This is a genomic window from Arthrobacter sp. StoSoilA2 (assembly GCF_019977195.1).
Classification (GTDB): domain Bacteria; phylum Actinomycetota; class Actinomycetes; order Actinomycetales; family Micrococcaceae; genus Arthrobacter.
Genome location: NZ_AP024643.1, coordinates 836,216 through 851,703, shown reverse-complemented (window position 1 = coordinate 851,703; position 15,488 = coordinate 836,216). Strand labels below are relative to the sequence as shown.

General features: G+C 63.1%; 13 protein-coding genes and 1 tRNA gene. 13 read left to right on the top strand and 1 reads right to left on the bottom strand.

The annotated features are described in order from the left end of the window. The first annotated feature begins 42 nt into the window (after nt 1–42). Nucleotides 43–116, top strand: a tRNA-Arg gene (locus LDN82_RS04090). A gap of 221 nt (nt 117–337) precedes the next feature. Here LDN82_RS04090 and LDN82_RS04085 read toward each other — a convergent pair. After that, on the bottom strand, nt 338–1,066 hold the full coding sequence (locus tag LDN82_RS04085; RefSeq protein WP_224166467.1) for a FadR/GntR family transcriptional regulator: 729 nt from the start codon (nt 1,064–1,066) through the stop codon (nt 338–340). A 353-nt stretch (nt 1,067–1,419) separates the two neighbouring features. Here LDN82_RS04085 and LDN82_RS04080 point away from each other — a divergent pair, with 353 nt between their 5' ends. The 12 genes from LDN82_RS04080 (at nt 1,420) to LDN82_RS04025 (ending at nt 15,458) form a co-directional block, all read left to right on the top strand. Continuing rightward, nucleotides 1,420–3,042, top strand: a complete 1,623-nt coding sequence (locus LDN82_RS04080; RefSeq protein ID WP_224166466.1) for an ABC transporter substrate-binding protein — start codon at nt 1,420–1,422, stop codon at nt 3,040–3,042. A gap of 151 nt (nt 3,043–3,193) precedes the next feature. Next, nucleotides 3,194–4,099, top strand: a complete 906-nt coding sequence (locus tag LDN82_RS04075) for an ABC transporter permease (protein ID WP_263422298.1) — start codon at nt 3,194–3,196, stop codon at nt 4,097–4,099. 3 nt (nt 4,100–4,102) lie between these two features. Next, complete coding sequence (locus tag LDN82_RS04070; protein WP_224166465.1) at nt 4,103–6,214, top strand: dipeptide/oligopeptide/nickel ABC transporter permease/ATP-binding protein; 2,112 nt, start codon at nt 4,103–4,105, stop codon at nt 6,212–6,214. Beyond that, nucleotides 6,211–7,017, top strand: coding sequence for an ATP-binding cassette domain-containing protein (locus LDN82_RS04065; RefSeq protein WP_224094394.1), 807 nt, complete (start codon nt 6,211–6,213; stop codon nt 7,015–7,017). The genes LDN82_RS04070 and LDN82_RS04065 overlap by 4 nt, the downstream gene beginning before the upstream one ends. Before the next feature lie 37 nt (nt 7,018–7,054). Next, the gene (locus tag LDN82_RS04060; RefSeq protein WP_224166464.1) at nt 7,055–7,972 is read left to right on the top strand and encodes a dihydrodipicolinate synthase family protein; all 918 of its coding nucleotides are present in this window, start codon (nt 7,055–7,057) and stop codon (nt 7,970–7,972) included. An 18-nt stretch (nt 7,973–7,990) separates the two neighbouring features. Further along, a complete protein-coding gene (locus tag LDN82_RS04055; RefSeq protein WP_224166463.1) occupies nt 7,991–8,968 on the top strand; it encodes an ROK family protein in 978 nt (325 codons plus the stop codon). Nucleotides 8,969–8,980: 12 nt separating this feature from the next. Next, nucleotides 8,981–9,667, top strand: a complete 687-nt coding sequence (locus tag LDN82_RS04050) for an N-acetylmannosamine-6-phosphate 2-epimerase (RefSeq protein ID WP_224166462.1) — start codon at nt 8,981–8,983, stop codon at nt 9,665–9,667. 104 nt (nt 9,668–9,771) lie between these two features. Then, complete coding sequence (locus LDN82_RS04045; RefSeq protein ID WP_224166461.1) at nt 9,772–11,229, top strand: NAD(P)/FAD-dependent oxidoreductase; 1,458 nt, start codon at nt 9,772–9,774, stop codon at nt 11,227–11,229. A 69-nt stretch (nt 11,230–11,298) separates the two neighbouring features. Then, nucleotides 11,299–12,069 (top strand): ABC transporter ATP-binding protein, encoded by a 771-nt coding sequence (locus tag LDN82_RS04040; RefSeq protein WP_224166460.1) that lies wholly within the window; start codon nt 11,299–11,301, stop codon nt 12,067–12,069. After that, a complete protein-coding gene (locus LDN82_RS04035) occupies nt 12,066–14,102 on the top strand; it encodes a YhgE/Pip domain-containing protein (RefSeq protein ID WP_224166459.1) in 2,037 nt (678 codons plus the stop codon). Before LDN82_RS04040 ends, LDN82_RS04035 begins: the two co-directional genes overlap by 4 nt. After that, a complete protein-coding gene (locus tag LDN82_RS04030) occupies nt 14,099–14,752 on the top strand; it encodes a TetR/AcrR family transcriptional regulator (RefSeq protein ID WP_224166458.1) in 654 nt (217 codons plus the stop codon). Before LDN82_RS04035 ends, LDN82_RS04030 begins: the two co-directional genes overlap by 4 nt. A 76-nt stretch (nt 14,753–14,828) precedes the next feature. Next, complete coding sequence (locus LDN82_RS04025; RefSeq protein WP_224166457.1) at nt 14,829–15,458, top strand: hypothetical protein; 630 nt, start codon at nt 14,829–14,831, stop codon at nt 15,456–15,458. Nucleotides 15,459–15,488 lie beyond the last annotated feature (30 nt).

The following is a 15,488-nucleotide window of genomic DNA, read 5'->3' as shown; positions in this document are numbered from 1 at the left end:
CGAGGGGGTCAGAGAAACAGACCGCCGAGAATCACGCGAAATGCGCCCATAGCTCAGCTGGATAGAGCGTCTGTCTACGGAACAGAAGGTCAGGGGTTCGAATCCCTTTGGGCGCACAGATAGAGACCCGCACCGGTTCGCCGGTGCGGGTCTTTTGTTTTGCCCGCCGTGGCCCAACTACGTAGCAGTTAAGCGCGTTTAGACCGCTCAAAACGCGCTCTAATGCGACCCAGTTGGGTTACGCGGCAGGGAAGGTGAGCCACGCAGGAAACGCAAAGGGCCGCCGTCGTACTTTCCGAAAAAGTACGACGGCGGCCCTTGCCGTATGTGGGGACGCTTACTCCCCCACTGCCTCGCCGATCCGGCGCCGGATGCCGTCGAAGTGACGGTTGAGCAGCTCGGCCGAGAGCACCTTGTCTCCCGCTGCAACGGCGGCATAGATATTCCGATGGATGGCGGCCGTCTTGGCCAGGTCCTCGTTACCTGCGCCGATCTCTACGTGGATCTTCCGGTATACCTTCCAGAAGACCCCCATCAGGTTGATCAGCAGCTCGTTGTTAAGGGGTTCGAATAGTCGGCGGTGGAATTCGGCGTCGGCCGCCACGAAGTTCTCACCGGCGGCGGCGAGTTCTTCCATTTGCTTCACCGATTCCTCGATGGACGCCAGCTGCTCCTTGGTCATCACATCGATGGAGGAGCCGATCAGCCCGGACTCCAACGCCTGCCGCACGTCCACCAGCTGCAAGGCTTCGAGCCCCTGGTGCCGGAGGGAAAGCCGGCCCCGGAATGTCAGGCCATCAGCCAAGGCATCGAAGTTGCTGGGCGCCACGAACATCCCGAAGCCATGGCGGATCTCGATCACCCCCAAGGCCTGCAGCACTTTCAGGGACTCACGCAACGTATTGCGCCCTACACCGAGGGCGACTGAAAGCTCACTCTCCGTGGGCAACGGGTCACCCGCCTCGAGCTCGCGCTCAAGGATGAGTTCCATAATGTCCGACTGCAATGCACGCAGCCGGGCCTGTGCACTGAACCGCGCTTGCGGAACGACACCGGAAGTTGTCATGGCGCTCTCCTTGCCGATGCACTCTTCCCCTCAGAGGCTTGTGAACCTCGGACGCAGAAGTAGTGCGGTGTTAATATTGAGGCGAGCTTGATGCTCACCGCAGAATGAGTGACTCGCAACATACAATATCGGATGTCCCACCTCCTTGATAGGTATGTCTTCGGAATTCCCTGAGAATTCCGCATTCAGGCGCCCTGGCGGCGAGGAACCGGACGGTTCCCGGCTTCCCGGGCAGCCTCACCGTGATCCATTTCTCACTTGACGTCCCCTTGTGACCACCCTTACAGTTTCAATACGAGCATCGGACGTCCTACATCCGATAACCCACGACAGTCGAATGGTGAGGCACCCTTATGAGCAAGACCATCAACAGCCTGCCGCTGGTCAACGACGCCAGCCGCCGGAACTTCCTGAAGCTAAGCGGCGCAGTTGGTGCAGCAGCCGCCTTCACGGCAACCCTCTCTGCGTGCGGCGGCGCTGCCAGCACCACAACAGGGAACGCGGCGAACACGGCAGCCGTGAACAAGGACCTCATGATCGAGGCAGGCATCTCCTACGCTCTCTCCACAGGCTTTGACCCGCTGAGCTCTTCGGGAGCCACACCGATGGCGGCCAACCTCCACATCTTCGAAGGCCTCATCGAGCTGCACCCGGCAACCCGCCAGCCCTACAACGCACTGGCCGCATCGGATCCGAAGAAGATCAACGACACCACGTACCAGGTGACCATCCGCGATGGTGCCAAGTTCCATGACGGCTCCCCCGTCACCACCGAGGACGTCGCTTTCTCCTTTACACGTGTCATGGATCCGGCGAACAAGTCCCTGTTTTCCCAGTTCATCCCATTCATCCAGGACGTCAAGCCCTTGGATGCCAAGACAGTGGAATTCACCCTCAAGTACGCCTTCCCTGGCTTCGGCCCCCGGATTTCGGTGGTCAAAGTGGTTCCCAAGGCACTCGCCAGCGATCTGAAGGCCTTCGACGCCAAGCCAATCGGCTCCGGTCCTTACAAACTGGTCTCCGCCGTCAAGGACGACAAGATCGTCTTCGAAGCGTTCGCAGATTACAACGGCCCCAAGCCTGCGTTGGCCAAGGGCATGACCTGGCTCCTTCTTTCAGACGCGGCCGCCCGTGTTACCGCAGTCCAATCCGGACGCGTCCAGGCCATCGAGGATGTTCCGTACCTGGACGTCGACGGCTTGAAGTCCAAGGTCAAGGTGGAATCCGTCCAGTCCTTCGGCCTGCTGTTCCTCATGTTCAACTGCGCAAAGGCCCCTTTCGACAACAAACTGGTCCGCCAGGCGCTGCACTATGGCATGGACAAGGAAGCCATCATCAAGAAGGCCCTGTTCGGCAACGCCAAGGCGGCAAGCTCCTACTTCCAGGAGGGCCACCCGGACTATGTCAAGGCCAGGAACGTCTATGGTTTTGACACTAAGAAGGCCGAAGACCTACTCAAGCAGGCGGGCGTTGGCAGCCTCGAATTCGAACTCCTCACCACGGACACCGCGTGGGTGAAGGACGTTGCACCCCTGATCCTGGAGTCCTGGAACAAGATCCCCGGCGTCAAGGTCACCGTGAAGAGCCTGCAGTCCGGTGCCCTTTACAGCGACCGCGTGGGCAAGGGAGACTACACCGTCGTTGCGGCTCCGGGTGATCCGTCCGTGTTCGGCAACGACGCGGACCTGCTGCTGAGCTGGTTCTACTCCGGCGCCACGTGGATGGAGAAGCGCGCCTTCTGGACCACTCCGGAACGCACCAAGTTGCAGGAACTCATGAACAAGGGATCGCAAGCCTCCGGCGACAACGCCAAGAAGATCGTGGCCGAAATCGTGGACATGGTCTCGGACGAAGTCCCCCTCTACCCGGTCCTCCACCGCCAGCTCCCCAGCGCCTGGGACGAGAAAAAACTCAAGGGCTTCCAGCCTCTGCCCACCACCGGATTGTCGTTCATCGACGTCGGACGTACCGCCTAGAAACCTGAGTTGCGAGGCCTGCTTTGCGGCCTAAATCCCCTAAATAGTACGCAGAGCAGGCCCCACAGCCAGCAGCACCCCCAACCAACCGGAGAACAAATTGGTCACGATATTGCGTCTGCTTGGTCGCAGGCTTGCAGCATTGCCATTGATGATCCTGGGCATTACGTTGCTCGTCTTCCTCGTCCTGCAGGCCGCCCCCGGCGACCAAGCCAGTTCCGCCCTTGGTGACGGCGCCAGCGAAGAAGCCAAGCAGCAGTACCGCCAGGAAAATGGCCTGAACGATCCCTTGGTCCTGCAATACTTCCGTTTCCTTGGGAAGCTGCTGCAGTTTGACCTCGGCGTCACAACCCCGCCGGCAAAGTCGGTGGCTTCCATGATCGGCTCTGCGTTCCCTTTGACGCTCCAGCTGACCTTCCTGGGCGTCATTATCGCGATTGTTCTTTCCCTGGCATTCGGCATCCTCGGCGCCCTCTACCGCGACAAGTGGCAGGACCAATTGGTCCGCGTCTTCTCGATCGCCGCGATCGCCACGCCGTCGTTCTGGTTGGGCATCCTGCTCATCCAGTGGTTCGCCCTGGGCAGCAACCCGATGTTCCCCTCAGGCGGAATTGCGACGCCGGAATCCGGCTTTGGCGGCTGGCTCAACTCGATGGCCCTTCCGGCCTTGGCGCTTGGCATTCCCGTGTCAGCGTCGCTGATCCGAGTGGTCCGGACCTCCATGGTTGAAGAGCTTGACCGCGACTACGTCCGCACAGCCATCGGCAACGGCGTCCCCTATCGCGAAGTGGTTTCCAAGAATGTTCTCCGCAATGCCCTCGTCACGCCGGTGACCGTGCTGGGACTCCGCGTGGGCTACCTGCTGGGTGGCGCCGTCGTGATTGAAATGATCTTCGCCCTGCCCGGCATGGGCCAGCTGATCCTCAACGGCATTACCAACCTGGACGTCAACCTGGTCCAGGGCGTGGTGCTCACCATCTCGGTCACTTTTGTTCTGGTGAACATCGTGGTGGACCTTCTCTACCTGCTCATCAACCCCCGAATCAGGACGGTATAGCTCATGCGCAGCAAGCTCGCAGAACGGCTAAGTGCCCCGGGCATCCGCTTCAAGGCCCTGCCCTGGGGCTCCCGCATCGCCCTGCTCTTCCTCGTCATGATTGTGCTCGCGGCCGTCCTCGCGCCGGTCATCGCTCCGCACGATCCCCTTGAGACGTTCATCCCGGCCACCCCGCCCGGCGCCGAACACTTCTTCGGCACCGACCGCCTGGGACGCGACATCTTCTCGCGCCTCCTGTTCGGGGCACAGTCGTCGCTGCTGATCGGCCTTGGCGCGGTTGGCCTGGCGATCCTCGCCGGTGCACTGCTCGGATCCTTCGCCGCGACCTCCAGCAAGTCGGTCAACGAGATCATCATGCGGCTCATGGACATCCTCATGGCGTTCCCGGGCATCGCACTGGCCGCAGTTTTGCTGGCCGCGTTCGGTAACTCGGTCCCGACCATCATCATCGCAATCGCCATCATCTACACGCCCCAACTGGCCCGCGTGGTCCGCGCCAACGTGCTTGCACAATATGGCGAAGACTACGTTCGTGCCGAACGCGTGATCGGTGCAGGCCGGTTCTACATCCTGGTCAAGCACATCGTCCGCAACACCGCCGCTCCCGTCCTGGTGTTCGCCACAGTGATGGTGGCAGACGCCATCATCCTGGAAGCCTCGCTCTCCTTCCTCGGGGCCGGCGTTCAAGACCCCGCGCCATCATGGGGCAACGTGATTTCCTACGGCCGCAATCTGGTCCTGTCCGGTGGCTGGTGGGCCACCACGTTCGCTGGCCTGACAATTCTGCTGACTGTCCTGTCCCTGAACATCCTCGCCGAGGGCCTCACCGACGCCATGGTGAACCCGAAACTGCGCCGCGCGCCGGCAGTGAAGGACGACGACGGCTCGGCCGCGGCTATCGCTGTTGATTCCGAGGTCGCTACATCCGTTGCCCAGCCGTCAGTGGTGGAGGAACACGAGCTCGACGGCGTTCGGCCGGCTTTCGGCGACACCGTCACTTCTGATGGGGGCAGCTCCGCCGTCCTCACCGATGTGAAGCTGGCCGCCGCCAACCCCCACCTCCTCCTGGACCGCGAACTGGAACTGCTGGCAGCCATCGAAGCCAAGCGCACGGACCGCCTCCCGCAGGTCTCCCCCGGAGCCCGCAATGTCCTTGAAGTGAAAAACCTGTCTATCCGCTTCCCGGGCCGTTTCGGCGAGACCGCAATCGTGGACAACGTCTCCTTCACGGTCCGCGAAGGCGAAACCATGGGCCTGGTGGGCGAGTCCGGTTGTGGCAAGTCGATCACGTCACTCGCTGTGATGGGCCTCCTGCCCAAGACAGCACAAGTCACCGGCTCCATCCTGTTTGATGGCAAGGAACTCCTCGAGGCGAAGACGCAGCACGGCAACCCCAAGGCCTATGAGGGCCTGCGCGGCGAGCAGATTGCCATGGTCTACCAGGACGCGTTGAGCTCGCTGAACCCATCCATGAAGATCAAGGACCAGCTGGAGCAGCTCACCAAACGTGGTGGCCGAAAGACACCTTCTGAACTGCTGGAAATGGTGAAACTGGACCCCGCCAGGACGCTTGCCAGCTACCCCCATGAGCTCTCCGGCGGCCAACGCCAGCGCGTGCTGATCGCCATGGCCCTGTCCCGCTCACCGAAGATCGTTGTTGCCGATGAGCCCACCACGGCCTTGGATGTCACCGTGCAAAAGCAGGTGGTGGATCTGCTCAACGAACTCCGTGAGCAACTTGGTTTCGCCATGGTATTCGTCAGTCACGACCTCGCGTTGGTGGCCTCCTTGGCCCACCGTATCACCGTCATGTACGCCGGCCAGGTGGTGGAATCCGCACGGGCTTCCGAGCTCCTGCAGAACCCCAAGCATGAGTACACCCGCGGCTTGCTGGGTGCCGTCCTCTCCATCGAGGCCGACGCCGTCCGGCTGCACCAGATCCCCGGCACAGTCCCTTCACCGCGCGATTTTGCTGCGGGAGACCGCTTCGCGGCCCGCTCACTCAGGGCCGACGCCGACCCCAACCAGAAGCTCGTCCTCACCACCGTTCCAACCGCCAACGGTGACGACGCCGACCACTACTGGGCGAGCCATCTGAAGGAGGACGCAAAATGAGCGATTCAGGCTCCAAGCCGGTCATCGAGCTCAAAGACGTCAAGGTCTACCACCATGCAAGGACCGGCGGACTTTTCCGACCCAACATCGTCAAAGCCGTCGACGGAGTGGACTTCACCATCAGCCGCGGCGAAACCGTGGGCATCGTTGGTGAGTCCGGCTGTGGCAAGTCCACCCTCGCGTCCGTACTTGTGGGACTTCAACCGCCGACGTCGGGCCAGGTCTTGTTCCACGGAAAGCCAGCAATCAAGCGCAACGCCGCCATGCGAAAGCGGTTTGGACGCTCCGTCTCGGTCGTCTTCCAGGACCCGGCTACGGCGCTCAACCCGCGCATGACCATCCAGGACATCCTCACCGACCCCCTGCAGATCCACGGCATCGGAAACGCTGCCAGCCGTGCTGCCAAGGTCAAGGAACTGTTGGCGCTGGTTGGCCTGCCGCACTCGGCAGCCGAGGTGACGCCGTCGCAGGTTTCCGGTGGTCAGCGCCAGCGTGTGGCGATCGCCCGTGCACTGGCGTTGGATCCTGACATCATTGTGGCTGACGAGCCGACGTCGGCCCTGGACGTTTCGGTCCGCGCGCAGGTCCTGAACCTGTTGTCTGACCTGAAGACCCAGCTGAACCTCGGCATGGTGTTCATCTCGCACGACATCCAGACCGTCCGCTACGTCTCGGACCGTATCTGCGTCATGTACTTCGGCAAGATCGTCGAACAAGGCACAGCCACCCAGGTCTTCGACAACCCCAGCAACGACTACACCAAGAAGCTGCTGGGCGCCGCGCCGAGCCTGCTCCACATCTAGTTTTTCCCTTCACAAGCTACAAACAACGGAGAATTCTGTGTCCACTCAGTTCCAGGGCGTCATCCCCCCGGTCATCACCCCCCGCCACGCCGACGGCAGCATCGACACCGCGTCGCTGAAGAACGTCACCAAGCACCTGATCGACGGCGGTGTGTCCGGACTTTTCGTCCTCGGCTCCTCCGGAGAAGTCCCCTACCTCACCAACGCCGAGCGTGAGCTGGTGGTCTCCACCATCGCCGACGCCAACGCCGGAGCGGTCCCGCTGATCGTCGGCGCCAACGAGCAGACCACCAACCGGGTGATCGAGGAAGCGCGGAAGGTGGTGGATCTAGGTGCCGACGCGATCGTTGTCACGTCCATGTACTACGCCATCGGCAATGCGGCGGAAACCGAGACGCATTTCCGCAGCATCCACGCCGCCATCGAGAAGCCGATCTTCGCTTACGACGTCCCGGTCCGCACGCACTTCAAGCTGCCCATGGACCTCTTGGTACGCCTCGGCCGCGACGGCGTCATTGCCGGCGTCAAGGACTCCTCGGGCGACGACGTTTCGTTCCGCCAACTGCTGCTCGCCGCCAAGGACATTCCCAACTTCGCTATCTTCACTGGCCACGAAGTTGTGGTGGACGGCGCCCTCCTGGGCGGTGCGCAGGGCGTGGTTCCGGGTCTCGGCAACGTTGATCCTGCCGGCTACCACCGCCTGTTCGACGCTGCCCAGACGGGCGACTGGGCTCTCGCAGCAAGGGAGCAGGACCGTCTGGCCGACGTCTTCGAGATCGTCTACACCCCCAACGGTCGCGTCTCCGGCGGCGCTGCAGGTCTCGGTGCTTTCAAGACCGCGCTGCAGGTCATGGGAGTTATTGAGTCCAACACCATGAGCGAGCCCATGCTGTCCCTGAACGATGCCGAAACGGCGTTGATTCGCGAAATCCTGGAACGGAACGGGCTGGTCTAAATTTTCATGACCCCTTCCATGACCCACGTGGTCGGTGTTGACCTCGGCGGCACCAAAACTGCCGCCGGGGTTGTTTCCGAGCGTGGTGAAGTGCTCATGTCGGAGACCATTCCGACGTTGAACAGGGACGGTGGCGAAGCGATCCTCGACGCCACCGCGGCGCTGATCGCGGGCTTGGTGGAGCGGGCTGCCGACGCCGGAGTTACAGTTTCCGGCGTCGGCATCGGCTCCGCCGGGGTCATCGATGCTTCTTCCGGGGCCGTGGTGTCAGCCACGGATGCGATTCATGGCTGGGCCGGGACTGAGCTTGTTTCAGGGCTGTCCACCCGGCTTTCCCTGCCTCTTTCGGCGGTCCGGGCCGTCAACGACGTCCACGCCCACGCCCTCGGTGAGGCCTGGCTTGGCGCGGCCGCCGGCTCCTCAAGTTCGCTCATGGTGGCGTTCGGAACCGGCGTCGGCGGGAGCTTTGTGCTGAACGGCGAACCTGTTCTCGGACACCGCTTTGTTGGCGGGCATGTGGGTCACTTCGCGTCGCCGCTGGCTGTATTTGACGGCGTTCCGCTGTCTTGTGTGTGTGGTGGATCAGGACACGTCGAGGCCGTGGCTTCGGGGCCCGCCATCTACGAGTCGTACCTGCGCTTTGGTGGTTCCTCGCATGAGGCAGCGGACACGCGGGGCGTGTTTGCGCTGGCCGCTTCGGGAACTCACGACGGCGGTGCTGCCGCTGTGTCCGCTGACGGGCGCGCCGCCGCGTTGCGGGCCGTTGGTCTCGGCGCGGCCGCCGCAGGCCAAGCGGTGGGCGGACTCATCAACATTCTTGACCCTGAAACCGTGGTGATTTCTGGTGGACTGGCCGACGCCGCCGATCTTTGGTGGAAGCCCATGGAGACGGCTTTGCGCCAGGAATTACTGGCACCGTTGGCCAAGGTCCCCGTGCTGCGGGCAACCCTGGGCAACACCGCGGCCATCGTTGGTGCCGCGAAACTCGTCCTTTAGAAGAGAGACAACATGATCCTGACCCCCGAAGGCATCAAAGCCCTCCGTTCCCAGCTGATCGTCTCCTGCCAGGCGTATCCCGGCGAACCCATGCGCGATCCCCGCACCACGGCCCAGGTGGCGGCCTCGGCTGTCATCGGCGGTGCTGCGGCGATCCGCGTCCAAGGGTTAGCCGACGTACAGTTCGCGCGTGCCGCCGTCGAAGTTCCCGTCATCGGGCTCTGGAAGGACGGGCATGATGGGGTCTTCATCACCCCCACTCTCCGGCACGCGCTTGCCGTGGCTGGTGCCGGTGCACATGTTGTCGCGCTTGATGGCACACGCCGGGCCCGCCCGGACGGTTTGTCGCTGGCTGCGACCGTTGCCGGCATCCATGCCGAGTCCCACGCGCTGGTCATGGCGGACTGCGGTTCCTTCGACGATGCTGTTGCAGCCGTTGAAGCCGGCGCGGACCTGATCGGCACAACGTTGGCTGGTTACACCGGCGAGCGCCCCAAGACCGACGGCCCGGACCTGGAGTTGCTGGAGCAGATCGCCTCTGCCGAACTGGGCAAGCCGCTCATCGCCGAAGGTCGCATCCACACCCCCACCCAGGCATGTCAGGCCCTCAATGCCGGCGCGTTCGCAGTGGTTGTGGGCACCGCGATCACGCATCCGGCCACGATTACGGGCTGGTTCAAGGGCGCGATGCACGCCTAAGGGCTCAGCCCCCGCGTTGCTGGGCCTGCTCTGCGCCCCAAAACCCCCGCGAAGCACGCGGAACGGGCCTCACAACGCGGCGGCAGCGGTTGTAGGCTTCTCCCATGGCTGCCGAAAACTCCCGTGAATTCGACGTAATTGTGATCGGCGCGGGCGCCGTCGGGGAAAATGTCGCGGACCGCGTGGCTCGTGGCGGACTGACGGCAGTGGTTGTGGAAAGCGAACTGGTTGGCGGCGAATGCTCGTATTGGGCGTGCATTCCTTCCAAAGCGCTCCTCCGGCCAGGCAGCGTGCTCCACGCGGCGCAGGGAATTCCCGGAGCGTCGGAAGCGGTCACTGGAGTTATCGACGCAAAGTCGGCCCTGAAGCACCGGGACTGGTTCACGAACAATTGGCAGGACGGGAGCCAGGTCGAATGGCTGGATAGCGCCGGCATCGAGCTGATCCGTGGGCGCGGGCGCATCACAGGACCACGCGAGGTCCAGGTGGACGGGCTCGACGGCAATAGCTACGCGCTCAAGGCGCACCATGCCGTGGTCGTGGCCACAGGTTCCACACCTACCATCCCGGATATCGAGGGCCTCAAGGACGTACCCTTCTGGACCACCCGCGGTGCCACTGCGGCAAAAGTCATCCCACAGCGGTTTGCGGTGCTCGGAGGTGGAGTGGCCGGCGTCGAATTGGCCCAGGCTTTTGCCCGCCTTGGTTCGGTGGTGACACTTATTGCTCGTGGTCGCCTTCTGAGCAGCTATCCAGAAGAGGCAGCTGAACTGGTCCTGGCCGGGCTGCGCGCCGATGGCGTAACAGTCCACCTCCACACGGATGTGGACAAAGTGGAAAAGAACGACGACGGCTCGGTCACCGTCACGTTCAACGGCGGGACCGTTACGGCTGACAAACTCCTGGTCGCGTCCGGCCGGCATCCGGCATTGGCCAATTTGGGCTTGGAAAATGTGGGCGTTGAACCGCAGAACGGAAAACCGCTCCGGCTCACCACGGATGCCAGTGGGCTGGTGGAGGGCCCGGCAAGCGATGGCACCAGTGGACTGTGGCTGTACGCCGCAGGCGATGCCGCGGGCAATGTGTTGCTCACGCACCAGGGCAAGTACGAAGCCCGGGCTACCGGCGATGCCATCGTTGCCCGGGCAAATGGCAAGCTCCAGGGCACGCCCCGCCCCTGGAGCGCGTGGGCACACACGGCCGACGAGCACGCCATTCCAAGCGTCGTCTTCACAGATCCGGAAGTGGCCTCGGTGGGTCCCAGCCTTGAGCAGGCCCTGCTCCAGGGCAAGCACGTCACAGGAGTGGAGTTGCCCATCAATGTCTCCGGATCCCAGCTCTATTCCGCCGATTACAAAGGGTGGGCGCAGATCGTGGTGGACGAGGACCGGAAAGTCATCCTTGGCGCTACGTTCGTCGGGCCGGGGGTAGCTGAACTGCTCCACTCGGCCACCATCGCGATCGTAGGCGAAGTCCCCTTGGACAGGTTGTGGCACGCTGTGCCGTCGTACCCCACCCTCAGCGAGGTGTGGTTGCGGCTTTTGGAGAAGTACGGCCTCTAGCGCTTATTTGAACTGACTGGTCAGTTCAGTTAGACTTTCAGCAGACACCATTTCTGCGAAAGGCTCATTGTGCTGTCCGTACAGCAACTCCAGATCAACGGCCGCCGGGATGACCTCCTTCCGGCAACGTCACTCCAGGCCCGTCGTGGCGAACTCTTGCTCGTGGCCGGCGAAGGCCAGGATCAGCGGACCGCCTTGGCCTTGGCACTCAGTGGCCGCATGAAACCCAGCAACGGCGTACTCAGTTGGGACAACAACAGCAAGACCAAGAAGATCCGGCTGGCGAGCGCCTTGGTGGATTCGCCCGGCGTCAATGAGCCTGAACAGCATCTAAGCGTTCGCGACCTCGTCACAGAGGACCTCTCCCTCATCCCCCGCCGTTACCGTGGCGCGCTGCTCAGCAAACCGTGGCTGAAGATCAACAGCTTCGAAGACATTGCCGGCCTGTGGATCGAACAGCTTCCCGCCGCCCGCCGGCTCGAGCTCCTGACCGCCCTCGCCTTGGCAGATCCAGCTACCGACCTCCTGGTGGTCGATTCACCCGATCGCCACAGCGCCGATCCCGCGGCGTGGTTGCCCCGGCTTGAGGCACTGGCGTCCGACGCCGGGCGGCCCCTTGCCGTCGTCGCCGTCGTCAGCGCCCTCCCGGACAACTGGGCTGGCCCTGCTGCCGTAATTGGCAACTCAGTGGCCCACCCGCAGGAACCGGAAACCGTTGAAGTGTCCGAGCCGGCACAGGCGACGAACGCGCAAGCGACAACGAGCCCAATCCCGGCCCGCGAGATTCAAGGCGAAGCATCCGAACCCGAATTCAAAGACCTTCAAAGGACTGCAAAGTGACTGTTCTGCGGCTCGCCCGCTCCGAACTCAAGCGCATGACCGGCGGGCTCCTGCCCAAGCTGACCATCCTGGCCCTGACCATGGTGCCGCTGCTCTACGGCGCGGTGTATCTCTACGCCAATTGGGATCCGTACGGCAATCTGAACCAGATCGACGCCGCCTTGGTGGTTGAGGACACAGGGGCAACGTCCAAGGATGGCACCGAGCTGCAGGCTGGCAAGAAGGTTGCTGACAGCCTGGTAGACGGCCACGTCTTCAACTGGAAGCAGGTTTCCAGCGCCGAAGCCGCAGAGGCTGGTGTTCGGACCGGCGAATACGCCTTCGCTCTGCGGATCCCCAAGGACTTCTCCGCAAACCTGGTCTCCCCCGGCAGCTTCGACGCCGCCAACCAGGCGATGCTCCATGTCACCACGAACGACGCCAACAATTACCTGCTGAGCACCATCGTGGACAAACTCACCACAGCAGTTCATTCAACGGTCGCCAAGGAGGTCGGCGAGGAAACAGCCAACCAACTCCTCACCGGCTTCGGTACCATCCACTCCTCCATCGTGAAAGCTGCGGACGGAGCGTCCGAACTCGCCACGGGAGTGGGTCAGCTCAGCGATGGCGCTGCAAGGCTGCATGACGGAACCACGCAGTTGGTCACCGGGGCCGATCAGCTGGTCGCCGGGCAGACCGAACTGCGCGACGGCGCTGTGCAACTCAACAGCGGCGCCGGTCAGCTGAGCTCGGGCCTCACTGAGCTGAAGAACAAAACGGCTACCCTCCCGGCGGATTCGCAAAAGCTTGCCGACGGTGCGGCGCAAGTAGCCGCCGGGAACGCCGAGCTGAATGCGAAGGTCCAGGACGTCGTCGGGCAGCTGGATGCCGCGGACAAGGGCCTCCGCAACCGTGTTGTGGAATCCAACACCCGTCTGGTCACCGCCGGCGTACTGACGCAGGAGCAGGCAGACAAGGTCCTGGCGGACTTCGACGCGGCCGCCGCATCTAGCCCCGTCACGGACGCAAAGGCCAAGATCGCGGGCGACGCCGCCAAGATCCAACAGCTCTCCGATGGTTCAGCTGCGGTGAGCGCAGGGGCATCGAAGCTCGCCGCCGCAACGCCTGCTCTCACGGACGCGATTTCGCAGGCAGCGGCCGGAGCCGGGCAGCTGAAAACCGGGGTTTCCGCGCTGGCCGCCGGCCAGCAGAGCGCACTGGACGGTGCCATAAAGCTCGACGACGGCGCCCACCAACTCAACGACGGTGCCGGACAGCTTGCCACTGGCGCAGTGAAGGCTTCCGATGGCTCACATACCCTGGCCACAGAGCTTGCCAAGGGTGCCGGGGAAATCCCGAACCCGAACGATGAACAGAAGAGCAGTGTTTCCAAAGTGATCGCAGATCCGGTCGCGGTGGACAACGTATCGCAGGCCAAGGCAGGTTCTTATGGCGCCGGCCTGGCACCCTTCTTCCTGACGCTGGCGCTCTGGATCGGTGTGTTCATGCTGGTACAGGCCATGCGACCTATCACCCAGCGGGCGCTGGCGTCGAACGCCCCGGCATGGAAAATCGCCGTCGGAGGCTGGCTTCCGTTCTTCGTTGTCTCGGTCCTGCAGGCCACGATCCTGACCCTCGTGGTGAATTTGGGCCTCGGCTTGAACGCCGCCCACCCCGTGGGCATGTGGCTGTTCATGCTCGCCGCCGTAATGGCGTTCAGCGCGATCATCCAAGGCATCGTCGCGCTCATGGGAACCCCGGGCAAGTTCGTGGTGCTGATCCTGCTGGTTCTGCAGCTCGTGTCCTCGGGCGGTACGTTCCCTTGGCAGACCACTCCCATGCCACTTCACGTGGTGCACGAAGTCCTGCCCATGGGCTACGTCGTCACCGGGATGCGGCATCTGATCTACGGCGGCGAACTCAGCATGATCTGGCCGACGGTCCTGGGCCTGCTTGGATACACTTTGCTGGGAGCGGCACTGTCCACGCTCGCTGTCCGCAAACACAAGATGTGGACCCTCAAGACGCTGAAGCCGGAGATCGCAGTATGACCAGCACCCAGCCGGCAGCCCCTTCAGAGCCGGGGCCCGCCGCAGGAACCGCGGAAAAGAAGCTGCGTCCCGGGCGCACCAACGCCACCAAGCAGCGCCTCTTCGAAGCGTCCATGGAGCTGATTGGCGAACGTGGCGCTGCAGGCGTCACCGTGGATGAGATCGCGGCCGCGGCCGGCGTGTCCAAGGGGACGGTCTACTACAACTTCGGCAGCAAATCGGACCTCATCGCGCAGCTGCTGCGGCATGGCGTGGACATCATGCTGGTCCGTCTCCAGGCAATCGAAGGCCAAGCCAGCGATCCCCTCGAAGCCATGAAGAACATGGTCGGCCAGGCCATGGAGTTCATGGACGAGTACCCGTCTTTCGCGCGGCTGTGGGTGAGCGAAAACTGGCGGACGCCAGGCGAGTGGAGTGCCGTGTTTGCGGAGCTACGAGGCGAACTCCTGGCCGTGATCGGTTCGGCGGTGGAACGTGTGGCCGCCGGATACAAGGTGGACGAGTCAATCGTCCGCGGCAGCCTGGAGGCGGCCATTTTCGGGGCCATCTTCGTGGTGGGACTCGACCGACAAACCTACAACCCCGAGCGCACCCGGGAACAGAGTGTCGCCGCGGTCATGACCATCATGCACGGGTACGTCGTGAAGTAGGTCTTCCCCGGGAACGGTATCCAACTGCAATCTACGACGGCGTGGCGTGGCCCGCTGGTCGGCGATGATTAGACTCATGCGTCACATGGGGAACAGCGGAAAGCTTGCGGTGGTAGCCGCTTTTGTGTCCCTCGGGCTCTTGGTGCTCGCAGCCGTGGTCCTCGAGGAACTGGTTCTGTACTTGTTCCTGGGAGCGGTGCTGACCTGCTATTTGGCATCGATAGTGCAGGTCTTCAACCGGCGGCGATACCTCGTGGTTCTCCTTGGCGCTGCCGGGACCAGCCTGTTCATCGGCTTCAGCATTGCATTCCTGCGCATGTGGGGCCTCGCGTTCAACCAGGACGCCAACGCCATGGGGAGTGCCGTAAGCACCGAGGACTCAGACATCTACTTCTACCTGGCCGCAGTGGCTGGGGTGGGGACGCTGGCTGTGCTGTTCCTCGGGGCGGTCTGGCCATCGTTTGGTTTCAGCAGGGCCAAGCAACCCGCCCCAGTGCCTAAGCGGGCCACAACGCCAACCAAACGAGCTGCCAGCTCACGTCCAGCCGCGCCTGCCAAACGGCCAACTACGTCGACGGCACGTCCTTCGAGCGCCGCAAAAGCCTCTCCAGCGAAGCGTCCCGCAACACCCCGTACGCCTTCGACGGCAGCCAAGCGTCCGGCGTCGGGCGTTTCCACACAGCGCAAGCCCGCTTCCAAGCGCTAGCCCCCTGCGTTGCGGGGCCCGCTCTGCGTG